The following is a 19,830-nucleotide window of genomic DNA, read 5'->3' as shown; positions in this document are numbered from 1 at the left end:
TAATGAGTCAATATATCTTAATAATCTTTATAATTGAAATAGTTGTCTTATCCAAGATTGATAGACTAATATATGGTACCATCATAACTCCAATCACGATTCTTTCAATCCCCTATGGAATAATTGTTCTATTGGCAATTTTCGTTGGCCCCTCACTAGGATTTGTTTCATTCAATTTTGATTCTTTATGGATATGGATATTTGGTATATTCATTTTTTGGTTACCAGGAATATTTCTATCAGTTCTAATTTTACCAAAAACAAACATTCATAAAAACCCATTCCTTCTATATGACAACCAACACCTTGACAAGGTAATACTTAAATTATCCTACATCGCTATAGTCATACTTTCGGTAGAATTGCTTCTTACTTTGAAAATTGCACCAATCGGCAGTGATAATTTTCAGGCGGCTTTTGGAGGTGGTATTTCTGGTCATACTCTTATGGCATCAAGATTCTTCTTTATTGCTCTAATTGTTAAGTACAAAAAAAAATACAATATTCCCCTACTTATACTACTCTTCTTCTTCATCTCTTATGGGGTAAAAGGCTGGATATTTATACCAATCATTTCGGGGCTTTTCGTAAGAATTATATTAAGGAAAACAACTTTATCAATCTGGTTCATAACAAAATTACTATTATCAAGCTTTCTTTTATTTTACACCGTATACAGAATTGCTATAGGCCCTCAAATGCCAATTAAATTCGTTTTTACTCACTTTATGACATATATTTTCTCGGGACCTTTAGGGCTTTCAGAATATTTAAAACAAAATAATGAGATTGGCTTTGACCCCGGCGTCATAGTTAATCCACTTATTAACATTTACAATCACTTTTTGGGAGATGGAGAGCTATACAACTATAAAAATATAATGACGAACATAGGTGGCGACATAAGTACTAACACTAAAACCTTCTTCGGAACCATATATATATATAGTGGAAGTTTCTGGGGAATTATTTATACTCTGATTTTTGGAGCAATGACATACTCCTTCTTAATCATTTCCTTAAAAACAAAGGATTTAATTTTCCTTGTTATTTATGGAACATTCCTTACCATGTTATTTTTTGCTTGGTTTGACTCTTATACAGGTAATCTATTCTTTTATGAATTTCCAACATTTGGGATTCTATTATATTTAACTTACAACACATTAAGAAAAAAGAATAATCCAATCATGCAACACACTTAATGTCGAATTATTATCAACAAAAAAAATCATAAAACACTGAATATCTGACATGATATGAAAAATAAAAAAATCTGTTTCTTTGTTAAGATAGATGATATCAAGATACTAGACGATGTTAATTTCTATGCTCAAGACATAAGAATTTTAAAAGAACTCGGGTACGAAGTTATAATAACCAACCGCATATCTGAATTATTTAGAATAAAATATGATTTGTATTTTGTATGGTGGTGGACTTACGCGATATTTCCTCTGATTGCAAGTATAATTAATAGAAAACCCTTAATAATAACTGGAACATTCAACATTGCTAATCCTCACAATAGTTACCATAGCAGGTCATTTATTGAAAGAATACTAATAAAAACACCATTAAAATATTCAGATGCAAACATATTTGTATCTGAATATGAACTAATTGAAATGAAAAAGCACTTCAATTATAATAATTTCAACTACATACCACACATTGTTGAACCTAAGTATCAAAACCAAACATCACCTATTCTTCCAAAAGAAAAATTTTTTCTCTCTGTCTCTTGGCTTCAAAAAGCAAATTATAAAAGAAAATGCATTGACTTAACGATAAAGGCTATTGCACTAATAAAAGACCAACTAAAAGATTATAAGTATATCATTGTAGGTAGATATGGGGATGGCATTCACGAATTAGAAAAACTAGTAAAAGACCTTAAGATAGAAAACCTTGTTCAATTTAGGGGTAGTGTTTCGGAGGAAGAGAAAATAGAATTGATGAAGAAATGTAGTATATTCATTTCACCAACATATTATGAAGGGTTTGGATTAGCAATGTTAGAAGCAAGCTCATGCGGGGCAGTTGTCTTATCAACAAAAAACTCTGCAGTCCCTTACGTTCTTGATAACTTACCTGTTTACACAAAAGAAAATACACCTGAAGAAATAGCGAAATCGATACTTTCAACAATTAGTAACCATAATATCATAGAAGAAAAAGCCAGACAAGGTATAGAAAGAAGTAAAGAACTTTTCTCATATTCTACCAGGCTTAATGGTCTAAAAAATATTATTGAAAAAATTATCAAATGAAACAAATCATCCAGGACCTTAAAAAAGGCAATACCATATTAGAAGAAGTTCCAACACCGCAAGTCAGACCAGGAACCGTATTAGTTCGGACAACCCGAAGTTTAGTTTCATTAGGGACAGAGCGCATGTTGGTTGAATTTGGCAAAGCCGGCTTTATTGACAAAGCACGCCAGCAACCCGATAAGGTAAAGCAGGTGTTGGATAAAATGAAAGCTGAGGGAGTTTTGCCTACCGTAGAGGCAGTGTTTAACAAACTAAACCAACCACTTCCTTTGGGCTATTGTAACGTAGGTATTGTGGAAGCTGTTGGCAAAGGAGTACATAGCTTTCAGGTAGGTGATCGGGTGGCCTCCAATGGGAATCATGCTGAATTTGTTTGCATTCCTGAAAATTTAGTCGCCAAAATTCCTGACAATGTAACAGATTCGGAAGCTGCCTTCACCGTTATCGGTTCCATTGGCCTGGAAGGAATTCGTCTTTGTAACCCGACCTTCGGAGAAACAATCGTGGTTGTTGGCCTTGGACTTATCGGGCTTGTTACGGCAGAATTATTGAAGGCCAATGGCTGCAACGTCATTGGCTACGACTTTGACCAGCAAAAAGTCGATATGGCCGCATCCAAAGGAATTACAGCATTTAATCCTGGAAACGGAACCGATCCAGTGAAATACGTTCTGCAGCAAACAAACGAAATTGGTGCGGATGGAGTAATTATAACTGCTTCCAACAAAAGCGATGAAATCATCCACCAGGCTGCAGAAATGAGCCGCAAGAGGGGACGAGTTATTCTGGTTGGAGTGATTGGATTAAATATACGCCGGGACGATTTTTACAAAAAAGAACTAACATTCCAGGTGTCCTGCTCATACGGCCCCGGACGTTATGATGAAAACTACGAACAAAAAGGACAGGATTATCCCATCGGTTATGTCCGATGGACGGAAAAAAGAAATTTTGAAGCCATCCTGAACGCCATCTCCAAAGGACAACTGGATGTGAAGCCACTAATTACGGAAGAAGTACCACTGGAAGAATTCGATATCATTTATGGTAACATGCGAAAACAGGGCTCCATTGCTTCCATCCTGACCTATCCGGAACAAGCCAATAAAAAAGTGACAGTGGAAGTAACCTCCAGCCAATTCAATGGACAAAAAGGAGTTTTTGGAATTATTGGAGCCGGCAACTTCACGTCATCGACCATTATTCCCGGAATGTTGGCAGCCGATGCCAAAATGAAAATAATTGCCAGCGCAGGGGGATTATCAGCCAAGACGTTAGCAAGAAAAGGAAACATTACTCAGGCAACATCCGATTATCAGGAAATACTAAAGGATGCAGAGGTCGATACGATCATGATTACCACGCGCCACAATTTACACGCTCCAATGACCATCGAGGCATTAAAGGCCGGGAAAAATGTATTTGTTGAGAAACCGCTTTGTCTGAATGAAACAGAACTGGATGAAATTACGAAAGCAGCCAATCAAAATGACAGAATGGTGGTCGTGGGTTTCAACCGGCGTTTCGCTCCCCTGGCGCAAAAAATGAAAAAATTGTTAGGTGAAGGCCCTAAAAATATCGTGGCCACGATGAATGCCGGTTTTATCCCTCCCGAAGTATGGGTACACGATTTAGAAATTGGTGGCGGACGCATTATCGGTGAAGCCTGTCACTACATCGATCTTTGCACTTTCTTAGCCGGAAGTAAGGTCAAGGCAGTAGCCATGAACAGTATGGGAATCAATCCTGAGGAGAATACCGACAATGCCAGTATTTTACTAAAATATGAAAACGGAACGAATGCAGTAATCAACTATTTTGCTAACGGCAGTAAAGCCTATTCCAAGGAGCGCATCGAAGCCTACAACCAGGAAAAAACACTGATTATTGACAACTGGCGTACGTTAAAGGGGTATGGTGTAAAAGGTTTTTCTAAAACGAAAACCAAACTAGACAAAGGACACAAGAAGCAGTTTAAACTGTTGGTGGAGTCTGTCAAAAGCGGTCACCCCATTATCCCTTTCGATGAGATTGTAAACACCACCAAGGCTAGCTTTGCGGCCATTCAATCTTTGAAAGAAGGACGCTGGATTGAAATATAAACTTGACCAATCAATTCAAATCAGTATTCAAGTGGATATTTCCAAATATTATCATACAGTAAAACACCTCAAACCCATTCAGCTCCGGTACCAGCTTTGGTACCGGATTCGTCATAAGATGAGGCAGCTATTGCGGTTTAATGATTCGCTAAGTATACCATCAGAAGCTACACCTGTAAAGTTGGTGCCCTGGCTTGCAAAATCAGAAAGCTATAAGGCCGGCAAATTTACCTTTTTAAATATTTCTCACTCATTTCCGGAAGAATTCGATTGGAACCTGGCACAGTATGGCAAACTTTGGGCATATAACCTCAACTACATGGATTATCTGTTGCAGCCCAATATGGACATAGCAACAGGGATAAAGCTCATTGAAAGGTTCATTCATAATTTACCACCAAATTCTACAGGTCAGGAACCTTACCCAATTGCATTGAGAGGTATCAATTGGATTAAGTTCCTGTCTCTACATCATCCACAGCTCACTGACCACTCATCACTGATCACCATCAACAATTCCTTATACGCCCAATACCATATCCTCCTCAACAACCTGGAGTACCACCTTCTGGGTAATCACTTGCTGGAAGATGCTATGAGTCTGTTGTATGGTGCCTACTATTTTAGAGACAGAAAATTCTTTTCAAAGGCAAAGAAAATACTGGAAAAGGAACTGGAGGAACAGATATTGGAAGATGGTGGGCATTTTGAGTTAAGTACCATGTACCACCAAATTTTGCTTGATAGACTATTGGATTGCATCAACCTGATCAGCCATAACGACGTATTCCAGGATCAGGATGAACTAAGTTCTCTGATGCAATTGAAGGCACAGAAAATGTTGCAATGGCTGAACGCTATGACCTTCTCCAATGGAGAAGTCCCCTTATTGAATGATGCAGCGCCGGGTATAGCTCCTGCAACAAAGGAAATAAACAACTATGCTATTCGTCTAAAACTCTTATCTGAGGAGGAAATTCGTGACATTTGCGAAAATTTTTATAATTCGTGCCTCTCTCAATCAGGATATCGCCGTTATAATGGTGAAAATTATGAGTGCTTAGTCGATATCGGCCCTATTGGCCCATCCTACCAACCCGGGCACGCTCATGCCGACACCTCCAACTTTGTTTTGAATGTCAATAATCAGCCCATCATAGTTGACACAGGTATCTCTACCTATGACGCAGGCAAAACAAGGTTAAAAGAGCGAGGAACGTCTGCACACAATACAGTCACTGTCCAGGACAAAGATTCATCGAAAATCTGGTCATCCTTCCGAGTCGCCAAACGGGCCGAAGTGAAGATTATTGAAGACAACAACCAGCGAATCATTGCGCAACACGATGGGTATAAGAGTTTAGGAACCACACACAAACGAGAATGGCAATTTGATGAAAATCAAATTCTGATAAATGATATGCTTGAGGGCAAAATAACAGAGGGGAAAGCACATATTTGGTTGGGGCGCGGTTTAACCCCTATCCAAAATCAACAAAGCATCAAAATAGAGGGAATTTTTATCTCGTTTCAAAATGCAGAATCTGTTCGATTGATTCAGACAAAAATACCCGATGGGTATAATCGTTGTGCAGATAATTACAAAATTGAAATACGCTTTAACAAAGAATTAAATACCATTATTGCAACCGCATAATATCCAATGAAAATCTTATTTCTAACCGATAACTTCCCGCCGGAAGTAAATGCACCAGCTACCCGCACTTACGAACACTGTCGTGAGTGGGTGAAAATGGGGGCCGAAGTCACAGTGATAACCTGCTTTCCGAACTTTCCGGAAGGGAAAATATATGCCGGTTACAAAAACAAATGGAAAGCCGTAGAATGGATCGATGGCATTAAGGTGATCCGGGTTTGGAGTTACATCACAGCCAATGAAGGATTCGTTAAACGGACATTGGATTACATTTCATATGCCATAAGGGCATTCATGGCTGGCCTGTTCATTAAGACGGACTTGATTATAGCTACATCACCACAGTTTTTCACGGCACTATCGGGAAGAAATCTCGCTTTCTGGAAACGAACCCCCTGGATCATGGAGGTACGGGACCTCTGGCCCGAATCCATTAAAACGGTGGGTGCAATGAAAGACAATTGGATTCTCCGTCACTTTGAATGGCAGGAACGTCGTTGTTACAAAAAAGCAGCAAAAATTGTCGTGGTTACCGATGCATTCAAAAAAGCCATTGAAACAAAGGGCGTTGATTCTGAGAAGATAAAAGTGGTAAAAAATGGTGCAAACATGGACCTGTATAATCCGCTACCCAAAGACGCAGAATTGCTAAAGGAGCTGCAATTGGAAAATAAAATCGTGGTGGGTTATATTGGAACACATGGAATGGCACACAAACTCGATTTCATCTTGAATTGTGCTGGCAAACTAGAAAATAAAGACATCCACTTCATTCTGCTCGGAACGGGAGCAGAAAAGAAAAAACTTTTGGAACAACACAAGGAGATGAAATTGTCTAACGTCACCATGCTGAATCCCGTCCCCAAAGATCAGGTAAAACGATATATATCCATCCTCGATATTTCACTAATCAACCTAAAGAAATCACCTCTGTTCCATACTGTAATTCCATCGAAAATTTTCGAAAACGCGGCTATGGAAATCCCAATTCTGCTGGGCGTCGAGGGAGAATCAAAAGGCATGATAGAACAATACAACGCAGGCGTTTGCTTCGACCCGGAGAATGAAAAAGATTTTCTCGAGAAATTAAACGCTTTGGTGACCGATAAAGCATTATATCTACAATGTAAAAAAGGAGGCGCCCAACTGGCCAAAGACTATGATCGAAAGGTACTATCTAAAAAAATGTATGAAATAATAAAAGAAGTTTCACGATAAAACATAATGACCTACCTTAATTCTTTTTACATCAAAAAAACTAAAAATCGTTTCCATATGAAAGGCATCATCCTCGCCGGCGGGTCCGGCACGCGTCTCTACCCCATCACCAAGGGGATTTCCAAGCAACTGCTACCCATTTTTGACAAACCGATGATCTATTACCCCTTGTCAGTGCTCATGCTGGCGGGCATCAGGGAAATCCTCATCATCTCCACACCAGAAGACCTGCCCGGTTTTGAAAAACTACTGGGAAGTGGAAAAGATTTGGGAATGCAGTTTAGTTACAAGGAACAACCGAGTCCGGACGGTTTGGCCCAGGCATTCACGATTGGTGAAGAATTCATTGGAGACGATAGCGTCTGCATGGTGTTGGGTGATAACATCTTTTATGGCCACGGCCTGGTAGATTTAATGAAACAAGCTCGCCATAATATAGAAGAAGAGGGCAAACCCACTGTATTTGGATACTATGTGAACGACCCGGAGCGTTACGGAGTGGCCACATTCGATAAGGAAGGCAATGTCACGTCCATCGAGGAGAAACCGGAAAAACCAGCGTCCAACTATGCAGTGGTGGGTCTCTACTTTTACACCAACGACGTGGTGGACGTTGCCAAAAACATTCAACCTTCCACCCGCGGAGAATACGAAATTACCACCGTCAACCAGCACTATCTGGACGAAGGCCGCTTAAAGGTGGAACTGATGGGCCGTGGCTATGCCTGGCTCGATACCGGTACGCACGAATCCTTCCTCGATGCCAGCCAGTTCATCCAAACCGTCGAAACCCGCCAGGGTCTCAAAATCGCCTGCATCGAAGAAATCGCCTACAAGATGGGCTACATTGATGCCGACCAGGTCCGCAAACTTGCCGAACCGTTGAAGAAAAACGGTTACGGGCAGTACCTGTTACAGCTGGTCGCTGAAAAGTAAATGCTGGGATAACTGACAAAAAAAAGATTGATAACAAATCAAGAGAATAGACGAGTGGGAGAAAGGGCGAGTGGGGGACATAAATAGAGCTCATTAAATTGGAGACGATAAAGACACATAAAGAGCTTCGGGTTTATCAGGCAGCATTTCAGGCGGCATTGGAAATTTACCAACTGTCTAAGAATTTTCCGGCTGAAGAGAAATATTCATTAACCGATCAGGTTCGTAGAAGTTCACGTTCGGTCGCTGCCAATATTGCTGAAGCTTATCGAAAAAGAAAATATCCCAAACATTTCGTCTAGAAACTATCGGATGCCGAAAGTGAAGCCGCCGAAACCCAGGTTTGGCTCGACTTTGCCAAATCCTTCAATTATATTGAACTATCGGATTATGACCGTTTGTACGATGCCTATGACCATGTTCTGTCCCAACTCGTACTGATGGCTAACAATCCTGATAAATGGTGCCACTAAATCGCCCCATCGCTAGTCGCCCCATCGCCCATTCACTTGATAAAAAGCATTTCAAAAAATATTGAACCCATGACCTTCACCAAAACATCCATCCCCGGTGTTTTCATCATCGAACCGAAAGTTTTCGGCGACGCACGCGGGTATTTTTTTGAATCATTCAGTCAGAAAGAATTTGAACAACATATTGGCAACATCAACTTTGTGCAGGACAACGAATCCCGTTCAACACGTGGTGTTCTGCGCGGACTCCATTTCCAACGTCCGCCATTTGCCCAGGCCAAACTCGTCCGCTGCATCGAAGGAGAAGTACTGGATGTAGCCGTCGATCTGCGCCTGGGTTCACCGACCTATAAACAATACGTGGCGGTAAAACTGACAGGAGAAAATAAGCACCAGCTATTCATTCCCCGCGGTTTTGCCCATGGCTTTGTGGTATTGAGTGAAACGGCCACCTTTGCATACAAAGTAGACAATGTCTATGCACCTGACCACGATGGTGGCATTGCCTGGAACGATCCGGAAATCAACGTCGACTGGCAAATCGATGAAGCAGAAGTAAAGCTTTCAGCAAAAGACGAAGCTTTAAAACCATTGAACGAAACAGATAATCCTTTTAAATACTAATTCACAGGAACTGGCTAACGAACATTGAGAAAGGCTTAAATCGCCCCTTCTCCCATTCGCCCTCAAGTCCCCCACTTCGCCAACAGGCGAAAAGCGGGTAGGCCCGTCAAAGTCGTCCGGGCCAGCCCAGTGAAATCAATTTCATATTTCACAGGGCCGGCGAGAGCGGGATTGATTTTTGGCGGGGATTCCGGACAGTGGGTCCGCAAGAAAAAATCATGACGCGGGAGGAAAGGAATCACTTTGACTTGATTCTTTTTGTTTCGTTTTTCTCATCTAAGGAGAAAAATGAAAAGCCCGTCCGGCTTGAGGGCAGAATCCTCGAGAGGTATAACAAATAAATATCACTCATTAGTTCTTTTGATCGCAATTCAAAGGAATAAAAACATGATAAAAATGCAACACATCCTAGTTACCGGCGGTGCCGGATTCATTGGCGCCAACTTCATTCCCTATTACCTGGAAGCCCATCCGGAAGCTTTCATCATCAACCTTGACAAACTGACCTATGCAGGAGACCTGAACAACCTCTCCGAGGTGGAAAACCACGAGCGCTATGAGTTGGTCAAAGGAGATATTGGCAACCGCGAACTGGTGGAATACCTCTTTGCCAAATACGATATTCGGGGCGTTTTCCATTTTGCCGCCGAGTCGCATGTCGACAACTCCATCACCGGCCCCGAAGTTTTCATCCGCACCAACGTGAATGGTACTTTCAACCTGCTGGATGTAGCCTACAAACAGTGGATGGAAAAACCCTTCACGGTAAAACCGGGTTACGAAACATGCCGTTTCCACCATATCTCAACCGATGAGGTTTACGGAACGCTGGGTGCCGAAGGCCTGTTCGAAGAAACCACGCCCTATGCGCCTAACAGTCCCTATTCCGCATCAAAAGCCAGTTCCGATCTGATTGTCCGGGCTTATTTCCATACCTACGGAATGAATGTAACCACCAGCAATTGTTCCAACAACTATGGTCCCAAACAACACGATGAGAAGCTCATCCCGACCATCATCCGGAAAGCATTGTCTGAACAGCCCATCCCCATCTATGGTGATGGCAAAAACATCCGCGACTGGTTATATGTACTCGATCACTGCAAAGGAATCGACCTGGTGGAACAGAAAGGAAAATCCGGTGAAACCTATAACATTGGCGGCCGAAACGAACGCGATAATCTGTTCATCGTGAATCATATCTGTCAGCTGCTCGATGAACGGGCACCGCGTAATGACGGGAAAAAGTATGCCGACCTCATCACCTTTGTCACCGACCGGGCCGGCCACGATCGCCGCTACGCCATCGATGCCACCAAGATCGAAACCCAACTCGGCTGGCAAGCCGACGAAAACTTCGAGTCCGGCATCATCAAAACAGTCGATTGGTATTTGGAGAAATACACGAAGAAGTAACACAACAAAAAAACACACAATAGCAACGCCGGCTGAATAACCAACTCAGCCGGCTTTTTTTATGCCTTTTCCACACCGTGTCAGTGGTCTTGTACCCTGACAGTGGTTATCTAATATCGACCGGAAAAGATGAAATATGTTAGCTAAACCCCATTCCTTTTCCCCTTTGCCGTTTTACTTTTGACTGTTCGCCTTACCCATCACCAATTCTTCGCTTCTCCATTTCTCTCACTCACCCAATCTCCCCTTCTCTGCTTGTCCGACTCGGCATTAACATGTGCGACGCAACAACATATCCGCCCCGAATGTGAACCTCTTCTGAAAGCATAGTATTCGATTCTTTACAATTTTGGAATCCAAATCCAGAATTGTAAATTTATACCATGATACATCGGGAAGCAGAAAAAGAACTAATAAAACTGGCCGAACAGTTTAAGGCAGTTGCAGTAACAGGTCCACGGCAATCGGGTAAAACCACCCTGGTACGTAAGGTGTTTAGCCAAAAACCGTATGTCAATTTGGAGAATCCGGATATTCGTCGGTTTGCAGTAGAAGATCCAAGAGGCTTTTTATCTAATTATCCCCATGGGGCCATATTAGATGAGGCACAGCGTGCACCGGAACTGTTCTCCTATCTCCAGCAAATACTGGATGAACATGATGATAAGGGCCTATTTATTTTAACCGGCTCCAATAATTTTCTTCTGCAGGATAACATCTCTCAAAGTCTGGCCGGAAGGGTCGCCTATCTGTTTTTGTTGCCGCTTAGCCTCGCAGAAATCAGTACGCAAGGGAAACAGGATAACAATCAAAGCTTATTCAAAGGAGGTTATCCGGCTCTTTACAATGAGTCTGTTGAACCGGCAAAATTCTATGCCAATTACATCCGTACATATATCGAGCGGGATGTACGTTTATTGAAAAACATTACCGACTTATTTGCGTTCGAACGTTTTCTGCGCTTATGTGCAGGAAGGACAGGTCAATTACTGAACATGAGCAGCCTGGCGACCGAAGTCGGTGTGGATGTAAAAACCATTGGTTCCTGGATAGGGATATTGGAAACCAGTTTTATCGTTTTCAGGTTGCAACCATATCACAAAAATTTCAATAAGCGGATAGTAAAAATGCCCAAACTCTATTTTTACGATACCGGCCTGGCCCTGGCTTTGCTCGGTGTGGAAAACAGTTCCCAACTGGCACTGCATCCGTTCAGGGGAAACCTGTTTGAAAACCTGGTCATCGTTGACTTCCTGAAGCGACGATATAACAATGGCCAGACAAACAACCTGTTCTTTTGGCGCGACAACACCGGCAACGAAATCGATTTACTGATTGAAATAAACAACCGGCGCGTCCCCGTCGAAATCAAATCCGGGCAAACCATTACCAATGATTTCTTCAAAGGAATCCGCTACTGGAATAAACTCACAAAAACCGAAGGGGGGATATTGATTTATGGTGGAGACACCAGGCAAAAACGAAGCAATGACATCACGATCGTCCCAATAACCGAAATGCATTCAATAGAAATGTAACCCATGAGGTCCCTGGAAAGGGGTTGGGGTGAGTAGTTAAAAATAAATAAGTGTTAAGCATTTAAAAAATAAGACGCAAGCAAGAGGTCAGACTTTCGGCAACCTTTTTACCACTGGCCCCAAAGTCCCCTTCAGGGGATATAGGGGTGAAATTCTGACCAAGGTCATTCCCGCACAACCATTAAAATACGCCCCCCATCACAACCACCGGCCAAAGCCCATCTCTATGTTAGAGAGGGGTTGGGGTGAGTAGAAATCAACCGGCCGACCAAAAAAACACCGCCAGAACAAACAGAAAAACAGATTTTAAACCTATCCGTGAACATCAGTGAAAACAATCTGTGCCCATCCGTGGAAACTTAAGACTGACACAGTTCATTGAACAGACCCTCCGGGTACATACTTTTTCCTGCGGCATACCTTAAAACATGTTCCGGATACATACTTTTTCTTGCGGCACACTTCAAAATATGTTCTGGGGACATACTTTTTTCCACGGCACACCCTAAAACATGTTCTGGGGACATACTTTTTCAAACGGGGATGTCTCAAAAAAAGCCATGAAAAACTCCTCGAGATTGGAAAATGAGAAAAAAAATTTCCAAAAACATGAAATAGACAATATAGAGCTATAAATAAGAATTATTACTCCAATTGCAATTTCTAGTACAGTACAACGTCCGCAGGGAAGAAAAAATGAAAGAACTTTCATCAGGATAATTGAATAATAAACATAGTTGGTCGATTTCTTTATCCATTGAAATTTAATAACTTCCTACAACCTAATTTTCTAACATAAAAATTTTCCACTATGAAAGACCAATCAATTAACGACTTCATGGAAGACTGTCGCATCAAGATTTACAATGCATCCAGCGACGACGTCATCAGTGCCCGCCTCCTCCCCTTCGGATACGATGAGGCCAAACACACCGCCAACAAAACAATTTACACCGACACGGTAGCGCTCGTTAAAAAAAATGAAAACGAAAATGCCGAATGGCGAACAGCCAGTGAATTGTTCAACAACCAGCAGAAAAAGACCCGGAAGGATTTCTCCCAAATCAGGAAAAAACTGAAATTCTTCTATCCGGCCAACTCCGCCGAAGCCAATACGCTGGGACTCTACGAAGACAAAATCACCAAATACACCGATTTCCTGCAGGTAGCCAAAAACTTTTATGGTAACCTGCTGGGCATGCAGGAAGTGCTCGATAAACTCGCTCCGTTTGGTTATACCCTCGAATCGGTTCAGGCTTTGCAGGCAGACGTAGACGAACTCGATGTTCTCCGTGCCAACCGCGAAAAAGAAGGCGGGGATGCCCAATACGCCACCAAAGAGCGGAACACCAAAATGGATAAACTCTACGAAGCAGCCAACGAGATTACCCGGTTAGCCAAACTCATCTTCGAAGATGACGAAGCACAGTATCTCGAGAAACTCGGCATTATCGCCCGTTCATAAAAAAATGAATCAGGTAACCCAATCCGTTACCCAATGCTCACAAGCACACGCGATCCCATCTTATCAACAAGGTGGGATCGCGCACTTAATATCTCAATGAACGGAGGAAGCGCGACGACCTTCTACATTAGGCTTTACCCTAGACCATACACCTTATACCATAATCTTTAAACCCTATCCCCTATTCCGAACAACTTGTTATAGAAAAACTCAATTGACTGCGTCGAACGTCGTTTCGCGTAATTAGCCCTAATTCGCGTAATCTTTGTTATCGTTATTAATATTTGCACTTTTGACTTTCAGTCGATAATATCAACAATAAAATACCTTAAAAACATGTCACAAAAAGTAGCTTTGATTACCGGTGTCACCGGACAGGATGGCGCCTACCTGAGTGAATACCTGCTGAAAAAAGGATACATCGTACACGGCATCAAGCGCCGTTCATCACTGTTCAATACCGACCGCATTGATCACCTCTACCAGGACCCGCATGTGGAGCACCGGAACTTCATTCTCCACTACGGCGACCTCACCGACTCGATGAACCTGACCCGTATCATCCAGGAGATGCAACCCGACGAAATATACAACCTGGCAGCCATGAGTCACGTGGCAGTTAGCTTCGAAACACCCGAATATGTGGGCAATGCCGATGGTCTGGGAACACTCCGTATCCTCGAAGCCGTTCGCCTGCTGGAACTCACCGATAAAACACGTATTTACCAGGCATCCACCTCCGAACTGTACGGCATGGTGCAGGAGGTGCCGCAAACCGAGAAAACGCCGTTCTATCCCCGTTCACCCTATGCGGTAGCCAAACTATATGCGTACTGGATTACGGTCAACTACCGTGAAGCATACAACATGCACGCCAGCAATGGGATTCTCTTCAATCATGAGTCGCCTATTCGTGGTGAAACCTTTGTAACCCGGAAAGTGACCCGCGCCCTGAGCCGCATTGCCCTGGGGATGCAGGACAAAGTCTTCATGGGGAACCTGTCGAGCAAACGTGACTGGGGGCATGCCAAGGATTATATCCGTGCTATGTACCTCATCCTGCAACAGGATCAACCGGATGACTACGTGATTGCTACCGGCATTACCACCACCATTCGGGATTTCATCAAGAAGGCTGCAGCAGAAGTGGGTATGGAGCTAACCTTCAAAGGCGAAGGAGCCGATGAAAAAGGATACCTGACCGCAGTGGATGAAAAGATATTTATAGAGAAGGTAGGAGAATCATATCTCGAAAATATCAAATCGCATATCTCCTCTTCTCCCACTAACCCCTTCACCTCTTCCCCATTAGTGGCAGTCGACCCGGCTTATTTCCGTCCCACGGAAGTGGACCTCCTCATTGGCGATCCGACCAAATCGAAAACAGTACTGGGATGGGAACCGAAATACGACCTCGACGGCCTCATCAAAGACATGATGCAATCCGACATCAAACTCATGCAAAAAGATGCCTGGCTGAAAGAAGGCGGGTACCGCATTATGAACTATTTTGAATAAAAAGATGTCTAAACGTCACAGATCTAACGTCTAAAGTCATGGGTACCGTTCACCGATTTGAAGATTTGGATATATGGAAAGAGAGCAAAGCATGTTCTCTAATCATTTATCAACATTTTCAAAATACAAAGGATTATGGTTTTCGGGATCAGATTTGCAGAGCGGCAATTTCGGTAATGAATAATATTGCAGAGGGATTTGAGCGAGATTCAGATAAAGAATTTCAACGATTCCTGAAAATTGCAAAAGGCTCAGCCGGTGAGGTTCGTAGTATGCTTTCCATTTCTGTTGACTTGAATTATATGAGTAAGGAAGAGGCAGAGACTATTGTCAATAGGTATATTACCCTCTCATCCCGAATATCCAGATTCATTCAGTACCTGAACAGCTCAATTAAAAAATGATATTCGACCTTAGACCTTTGACATTCGACTTTTGACTTTTGACTTAGTATATAATACATGGAACAAAACAGCAAAATATACATCGCCGGGCACCGCGGCCTGGTGGGTTCAGCTATTCTGAAAAACTTAAAAGAGAAAGGCTACACCAATTTCGTGTTACGCACACACAGTGAACTAGACCTGACCAATCAGAAGGCAGTGGCTAATTTCTTTGCCGAAGAGAAGCCCGAATATGTATTTCTGGCGGCAGCCAAAGTAGGAGGCATCGTAGCCAACAACACCTACCGCGGACAGTTCATCTACGAGAACCTGATGATTCAGAACAATGTCATCCATGCCGCGTACAAAAACAATGTTAAAAAACTGATGTTCCTGGGCAGTACCTGTATCTATCCGCGGGAAGCGCCGCAGCCCATGCCCGAGGATTCGCTCCTCACCTCTCCGCTGGAATACACCAATGAGCCCTATGCCATTGCCAAGATAGCCGGCATCAAATTGTGTGAGAGCTACAACCTGCAATATGGCACCAACTACATCTCGGTAATGCCGACCAATCTCTATGGTCCCAACGATAACTTCGATCTGGAGAAATCACACGTGCTCCCAGCCCTGCTTCGCAAAGCGCACCTTGGTAAATGCTTGGAAGATGGCGACTGGGAAACGCTGCGTACCGATTTGGATAAAAATCCCATCGAAGGAGTTGATGGACAGGCAACAGATGAAGCCATCGTCAACATCCTCGCCAAATATGGCATCCGTGTCAATCCGTCTAAATCCGTGAATTCTGTGTCGATCGAGATTTGGGGCTCCGGCAAACCCATGCGCGAGTTCCTTTGGTCAGAAGACATGGCGGATGCATGTGTATTCTTAATGGAAAATGTTGAATTCAACGATATCATTGAAAGTCAAAAGTCAAAAGTCAAAGGTCAAAAGTATGATAAGGACCTTCGACTTTCAGACCTTCGACATTCGACAGAAATTAGAAATACCCATATCAACATCGGTACCGGCAAGGAAGTCTCCATCAAAGAACTGGCAGAGCTCATCAAGGAGAAAGTCGGGTTTAACGGCAATTTGGTCTTCAATGCAGACAAACCAGATGGTACCCTGCGTAAACTCACCGACCCAAACAAGCTCCATCAGCTCGGCTGGCAGCACAAGATCGAAATCGAAGACGGTATCGAACAGATGTACAGCTGGTACCTCGGTTAGTTAAAACCCTGTCAGTGGTTCGTTGTTAAAGACAGGGGAAGATAAAGAACGAAGATGAGAATGTAGCTCCCAATTGCCATAGGGAGCCAAAGGTCGAAGATGAGGCGCTGATTAAAACTCAACAAGAGAAATAATAATAACGATAGTAACAACATTAACAGCGAAGCTCAACCTGTAACCACTTTAACTTATCATTACAGCGATGCCAAACCGAAAAGTATTTGTATCCGGCTGTTTTGATATGCTCCATTCGGGGCATGTCGCATTTTTCGAGGAAGCAGCCTCTCATGGTGACCTCTATGTTGGTCTGGGTTCCGATCGAAACATAGAACAGTTAAAAGGGCGAAAAACCATCAATACCGAGCAGGAACGCCTCTATATGGTCAAATCTTTGCGCCATGTAAAAGATGCGTGGATAAATCAGGGAATGGGCCTACTCGATTTTGTGGAAGAGCTGGAGTCATTGCGTCCTGACATTTTCTTTGTGAACGAAGATGGTTACACACCCGATAAGAAAACCTTGTGCGGCCGACTCGGCATCGAATTAAAGGTGAGCAAACGTATCCCGCATGATGATTTACCGGCCCGCTCCACCACCGCATTACGCCAGGAGTGCCGCATTCCTTACCGGCTCGATCTGGCCGGTGGATGGTTAGACCAACCCTATGTATCGAAATTTCATCCCGGACCGGTCATTACCATCTCCATCGAACCCGACTTTGAGTTCAACGATCGCAGTGGCATGTCGAGCAGTACGCACAAAAAGGCTATCGAATTATGGCATACTGACATTCCCGAAGACAATCATGAGAAACTGGCTTATTCCCTTTTCTGTGTGGAAAATCCTCCCGGCCGGAAATACGTCAGTGGATCGCAGGATGCCATTGGGATTGTCTTTCCCGGTATCAATAAACTCGATTACTCACGGGAACAGTATTGGCCCGAAAAGATTACTCCCTTTACCGACGAAGACACGTTAAAATGGCTGGAGCAACGTTTATGGTTCATTAATCTTTCACCTCGGGAAAGTGGTTATGACGTCCTTTCCGATACAACAATTACAGAACGGGGAGCCCGGGAACTGGCTGAAGCAGCCGAAGGTGTATGGAAAGCCATCCAGAAAAAGGATATTGAATCATTCGGACAGCAATTCCGTCGTTCATTTGAAGCACAAATCAGCATGTTCCCAAACATGGTGAATGAACACATCCTTGAACAGATTAAGCAATACGAAAACAGAGCAATGGGATGGAAAATATCCGGTGCCGGCGGCGGTGGCTACCTGGTATTGGTTTCAGAAAAACCAGTTCCCAATGCCATGCAAATTAAGATCAGAAGGCCGTAGGTGAAAGAGTCAAGTTAAAGAGTTTCAGGTTGGGCTTCGCGGTTACTGTCGTTCAATTCTAATCAATAGTTCATTTTAGCGTATTTTGCGGTAATCTTTTGCGCCTTTCGCGTTAAACTAAGCCTGCCTATCCATTTGAATCCTTTATTCCATGCAGTCTTGAAGTGCAATTGGCTGCGTCAAACATCGTTTCGCGTAATTAGCTTTAATTCGTGTAATTTAATCTCGACAAGCATAAATACACTAAAAGCATTAAATTCGCATCTTTGAAAATCCAATAAACAAATGAACACCAACAACTATCTCGTCATCATGGCCGGAGGCATTGGAAGCCGGTTCTGGCCCATGAGTACGGCCGAAAAACCCAAACAGTTTCTGGATGTCCTGGGAACCGGAAAACCCCTGCTACAGCAAACCGTCCACCGTTTCCGGAACATCGTTCCCGCTGAAAACATCTACATTGTTACCTCAGCCAACTACCAGGAACTGGTGCTGGAACAAATTCCGGGACTGACCGCCGGACAGGTCTTACTGGAGCCCTGCATGCGGAATACCGCGCCATGCATCGCTTACGCAGCCTGGAAAATCAATCAGCAAAATCCGGAAGCGAACATCGTGGTGGCTCCCTCCGACCACCTCATCACCGATGAGACACAGTTCGAACAGGTCATCCAGACCGGACTGAATTTCACCGCTGCGAACGATACACTCCTGACACTGGGTATGAAACCCCATCGCCCCGAAACGGGATATGGATATATTCAGGCCAACGAAGAAAGAAATGAATTATCCATCCATCCGGTAAAAGCGTTCAAAGAGAAACCCAACCGCGAAACCGCTCAGCAGTATCTGGCAGAAGGAAGCTATTATTGGAACTCAGGCATCTTTATCTGGAGTGTACAAAGCATCATGAACGCCATTCGGTCCTACCTCCCGGAGATTGCTGAAATATTTGAGCAAGGGAAAAATATTTTCTACACCGGGAAAGAGCAGGCATTCATCAACCAGAACTTCCCTGCCTGTCCGAAAATTTCGGTCGACTACGGCATCATGGAAAAAGCCGACAACATTTTTGTATTGCCGGCTGACTTTGGCTGGAGCGACCTGGGAACCTGGGGCAGCCTGTGGGAAAAACGGGACCGCAATAGCGATGGTAATACCGTAGTGGGAAGCGGTGTTCATCTCTTCGAATGTTCCGATACCATCGTCCATGTACCCAACGAGCGCCCCATGGTGTTACAGGGGCTGGATGGTTACATTGTAGTAGAAGCCAACGGCGTACTACTGGTCTGCAAAAAGGAAGAAGAACAACGCATCAAGGATTTCCGCGAAAGCGTAATTACAAAGACCAGTGTGCAATAAAAAATGACAAAATAAACATAATTGAACAGAATCATTGACCGGCTCATCGATGTACCCCATTGGTGAGCCGGTTCTTTATTCAACTATCTTATCTCATCCCTGTTTATCACCGAACATACTCCTGGCTTATCCGCGAATAGAATCTATGACCAACGGTGTAAAGTCCCCTGTGCGCTCCACGTGGAAAAAAAATCAAATGCCAGAAGCAAGAACTTTTGACACCGGACTTTCGACTACCTTTTTATCACCGGCCAAAGCCCCTCTTTATTTTAGAGAGGGGTTGG

15 protein-coding genes and 1 pseudogene are annotated in these 19,830 nt (G+C 43.3%); all 16 read left to right on the top strand.

The annotated features are described in order from the left end of the window. Positions 1-2 precede the first annotated feature (2 nt). The 16 genes and pseudogenes from T426_RS0104560 (at position 3) to T426_RS0104480 (ending at position 19,546) form a co-directional block, all read left to right on the top strand. Positions 3-1,205, top strand: coding sequence for a DUF6337 family protein (locus T426_RS0104560; protein ID WP_027585339.1), 1,203 nt, complete (start codon positions 3-5; stop codon positions 1,203-1,205). A 54-nt stretch (positions 1,206-1,259) separates the two neighbouring features. Next, positions 1,260-2,273, top strand: a complete 1,014-nt coding sequence (locus T426_RS0104555) for a glycosyltransferase (RefSeq protein ID WP_025864301.1) — start codon at positions 1,260-1,262, stop codon at positions 2,271-2,273. Beyond that, complete coding sequence (locus tag T426_RS0104550) at positions 2,270-4,378, top strand: bi-domain-containing oxidoreductase (protein WP_025864300.1); 2,109 nt, start codon at positions 2,270-2,272, stop codon at positions 4,376-4,378. The genes T426_RS0104555 and T426_RS0104550 overlap by 4 nt, the downstream gene beginning before the upstream one ends. Before the next feature lie 31 nt (positions 4,379-4,409). Further along, positions 4,410-6,035 carry an alginate lyase family protein gene (locus tag T426_RS0104545; protein ID WP_027585338.1) on the top strand — a complete coding sequence of 542 codons (1,626 nt, stop codon included), beginning with the start codon at positions 4,410-4,412 and terminating at the stop codon, positions 6,033-6,035. A gap of 6 nt (positions 6,036-6,041) precedes the next feature. Further along, the gene (locus T426_RS0104540; RefSeq protein ID WP_025864299.1) at positions 6,042-7,253 is read left to right on the top strand and encodes a glycosyltransferase family 4 protein; all 1,212 of its coding nucleotides are present in this window, start codon (positions 6,042-6,044) and stop codon (positions 7,251-7,253) included. A gap of 6 nt (positions 7,254-7,259) precedes the next feature. Then, positions 7,260-8,189 carry a glucose-1-phosphate thymidylyltransferase RfbA gene (gene rfbA / locus T426_RS0104535; RefSeq protein ID WP_428829251.1) on the top strand — a complete coding sequence of 310 codons (930 nt, stop codon included), beginning with the start codon at positions 7,260-7,262 and terminating at the stop codon, positions 8,187-8,189. Positions 8,190-8,287: 98 nt separating this feature from the next. Further along, positions 8,288-8,662, top strand: a pseudogene (locus T426_RS26080) (four helix bundle protein). Between the two features lie 69 nt (positions 8,663-8,731). After that, positions 8,732-9,286: a dTDP-4-dehydrorhamnose 3,5-epimerase gene (gene rfbC, locus T426_RS0104525; protein WP_025864297.1), complete on the top strand. Its 555-nt coding sequence runs from the start codon at positions 8,732-8,734 to the stop codon at positions 9,284-9,286. A 396-nt stretch (positions 9,287-9,682) separates the two neighbouring features. Further along, positions 9,683-10,702, top strand: a complete 1,020-nt coding sequence (gene rfbB / locus T426_RS0104520; RefSeq protein ID WP_025864296.1) for a dTDP-glucose 4,6-dehydratase — start codon at positions 9,683-9,685, stop codon at positions 10,700-10,702. A 383-nt stretch (positions 10,703-11,085) separates the two neighbouring features. Next, positions 11,086-12,240 (top strand): ATP-binding protein, encoded by a 1,155-nt coding sequence (locus T426_RS0104515; RefSeq protein WP_025864295.1) that lies wholly within the window; start codon positions 11,086-11,088, stop codon positions 12,238-12,240. Positions 12,241-13,051: 811 nt separating this feature from the next. Next, the gene (locus T426_RS24945) at positions 13,052-13,705 is read left to right on the top strand and encodes a PQLLE family protein (RefSeq protein ID WP_025864294.1); all 654 of its coding nucleotides are present in this window, start codon (positions 13,052-13,054) and stop codon (positions 13,703-13,705) included. A 336-nt stretch (positions 13,706-14,041) separates the two neighbouring features. Continuing rightward, positions 14,042-15,223, top strand: a complete 1,182-nt coding sequence (gene gmd, locus T426_RS0104500; protein ID WP_027585337.1) for a GDP-mannose 4,6-dehydratase — start codon at positions 14,042-14,044, stop codon at positions 15,221-15,223. Between the two features lie 38 nt (positions 15,224-15,261). Further along, a complete protein-coding gene (locus tag T426_RS26280; RefSeq protein ID WP_025864293.1) occupies positions 15,262-15,627 on the top strand; it encodes a four helix bundle protein in 366 nt (121 codons plus the stop codon). Between the two features lie 57 nt (positions 15,628-15,684). Beyond that, positions 15,685-16,839: a GDP-L-fucose synthase family protein gene (locus T426_RS0104490; RefSeq protein WP_027585336.1), complete on the top strand. Its 1,155-nt coding sequence runs from the start codon at positions 15,685-15,687 to the stop codon at positions 16,837-16,839. A 202-nt stretch (positions 16,840-17,041) separates the two neighbouring features. Continuing rightward, positions 17,042-18,184, top strand: coding sequence for an adenylyltransferase/cytidyltransferase family protein (locus T426_RS0104485; RefSeq protein WP_025864292.1), 1,143 nt, complete (start codon positions 17,042-17,044; stop codon positions 18,182-18,184). Positions 18,185-18,469: 285 nt separating this feature from the next. Beyond that, entirely contained in the window at positions 18,470-19,546 is a 1,077-nt protein-coding gene (locus T426_RS0104480; RefSeq protein ID WP_025864291.1) for a mannose-1-phosphate guanylyltransferase, read from the top strand. The last annotated feature ends 284 nt before the right edge of the window (positions 19,547-19,830 follow it).

This window comes from Prolixibacter bellariivorans ATCC BAA-1284, from assembly GCF_000621705.1.
Taxonomy (GTDB): domain Bacteria; phylum Bacteroidota; class Bacteroidia; order Bacteroidales; family Prolixibacteraceae; genus Prolixibacter; species Prolixibacter bellariivorans.
This window is presented reverse-complemented; position numbering and strand designations above follow the sequence as displayed.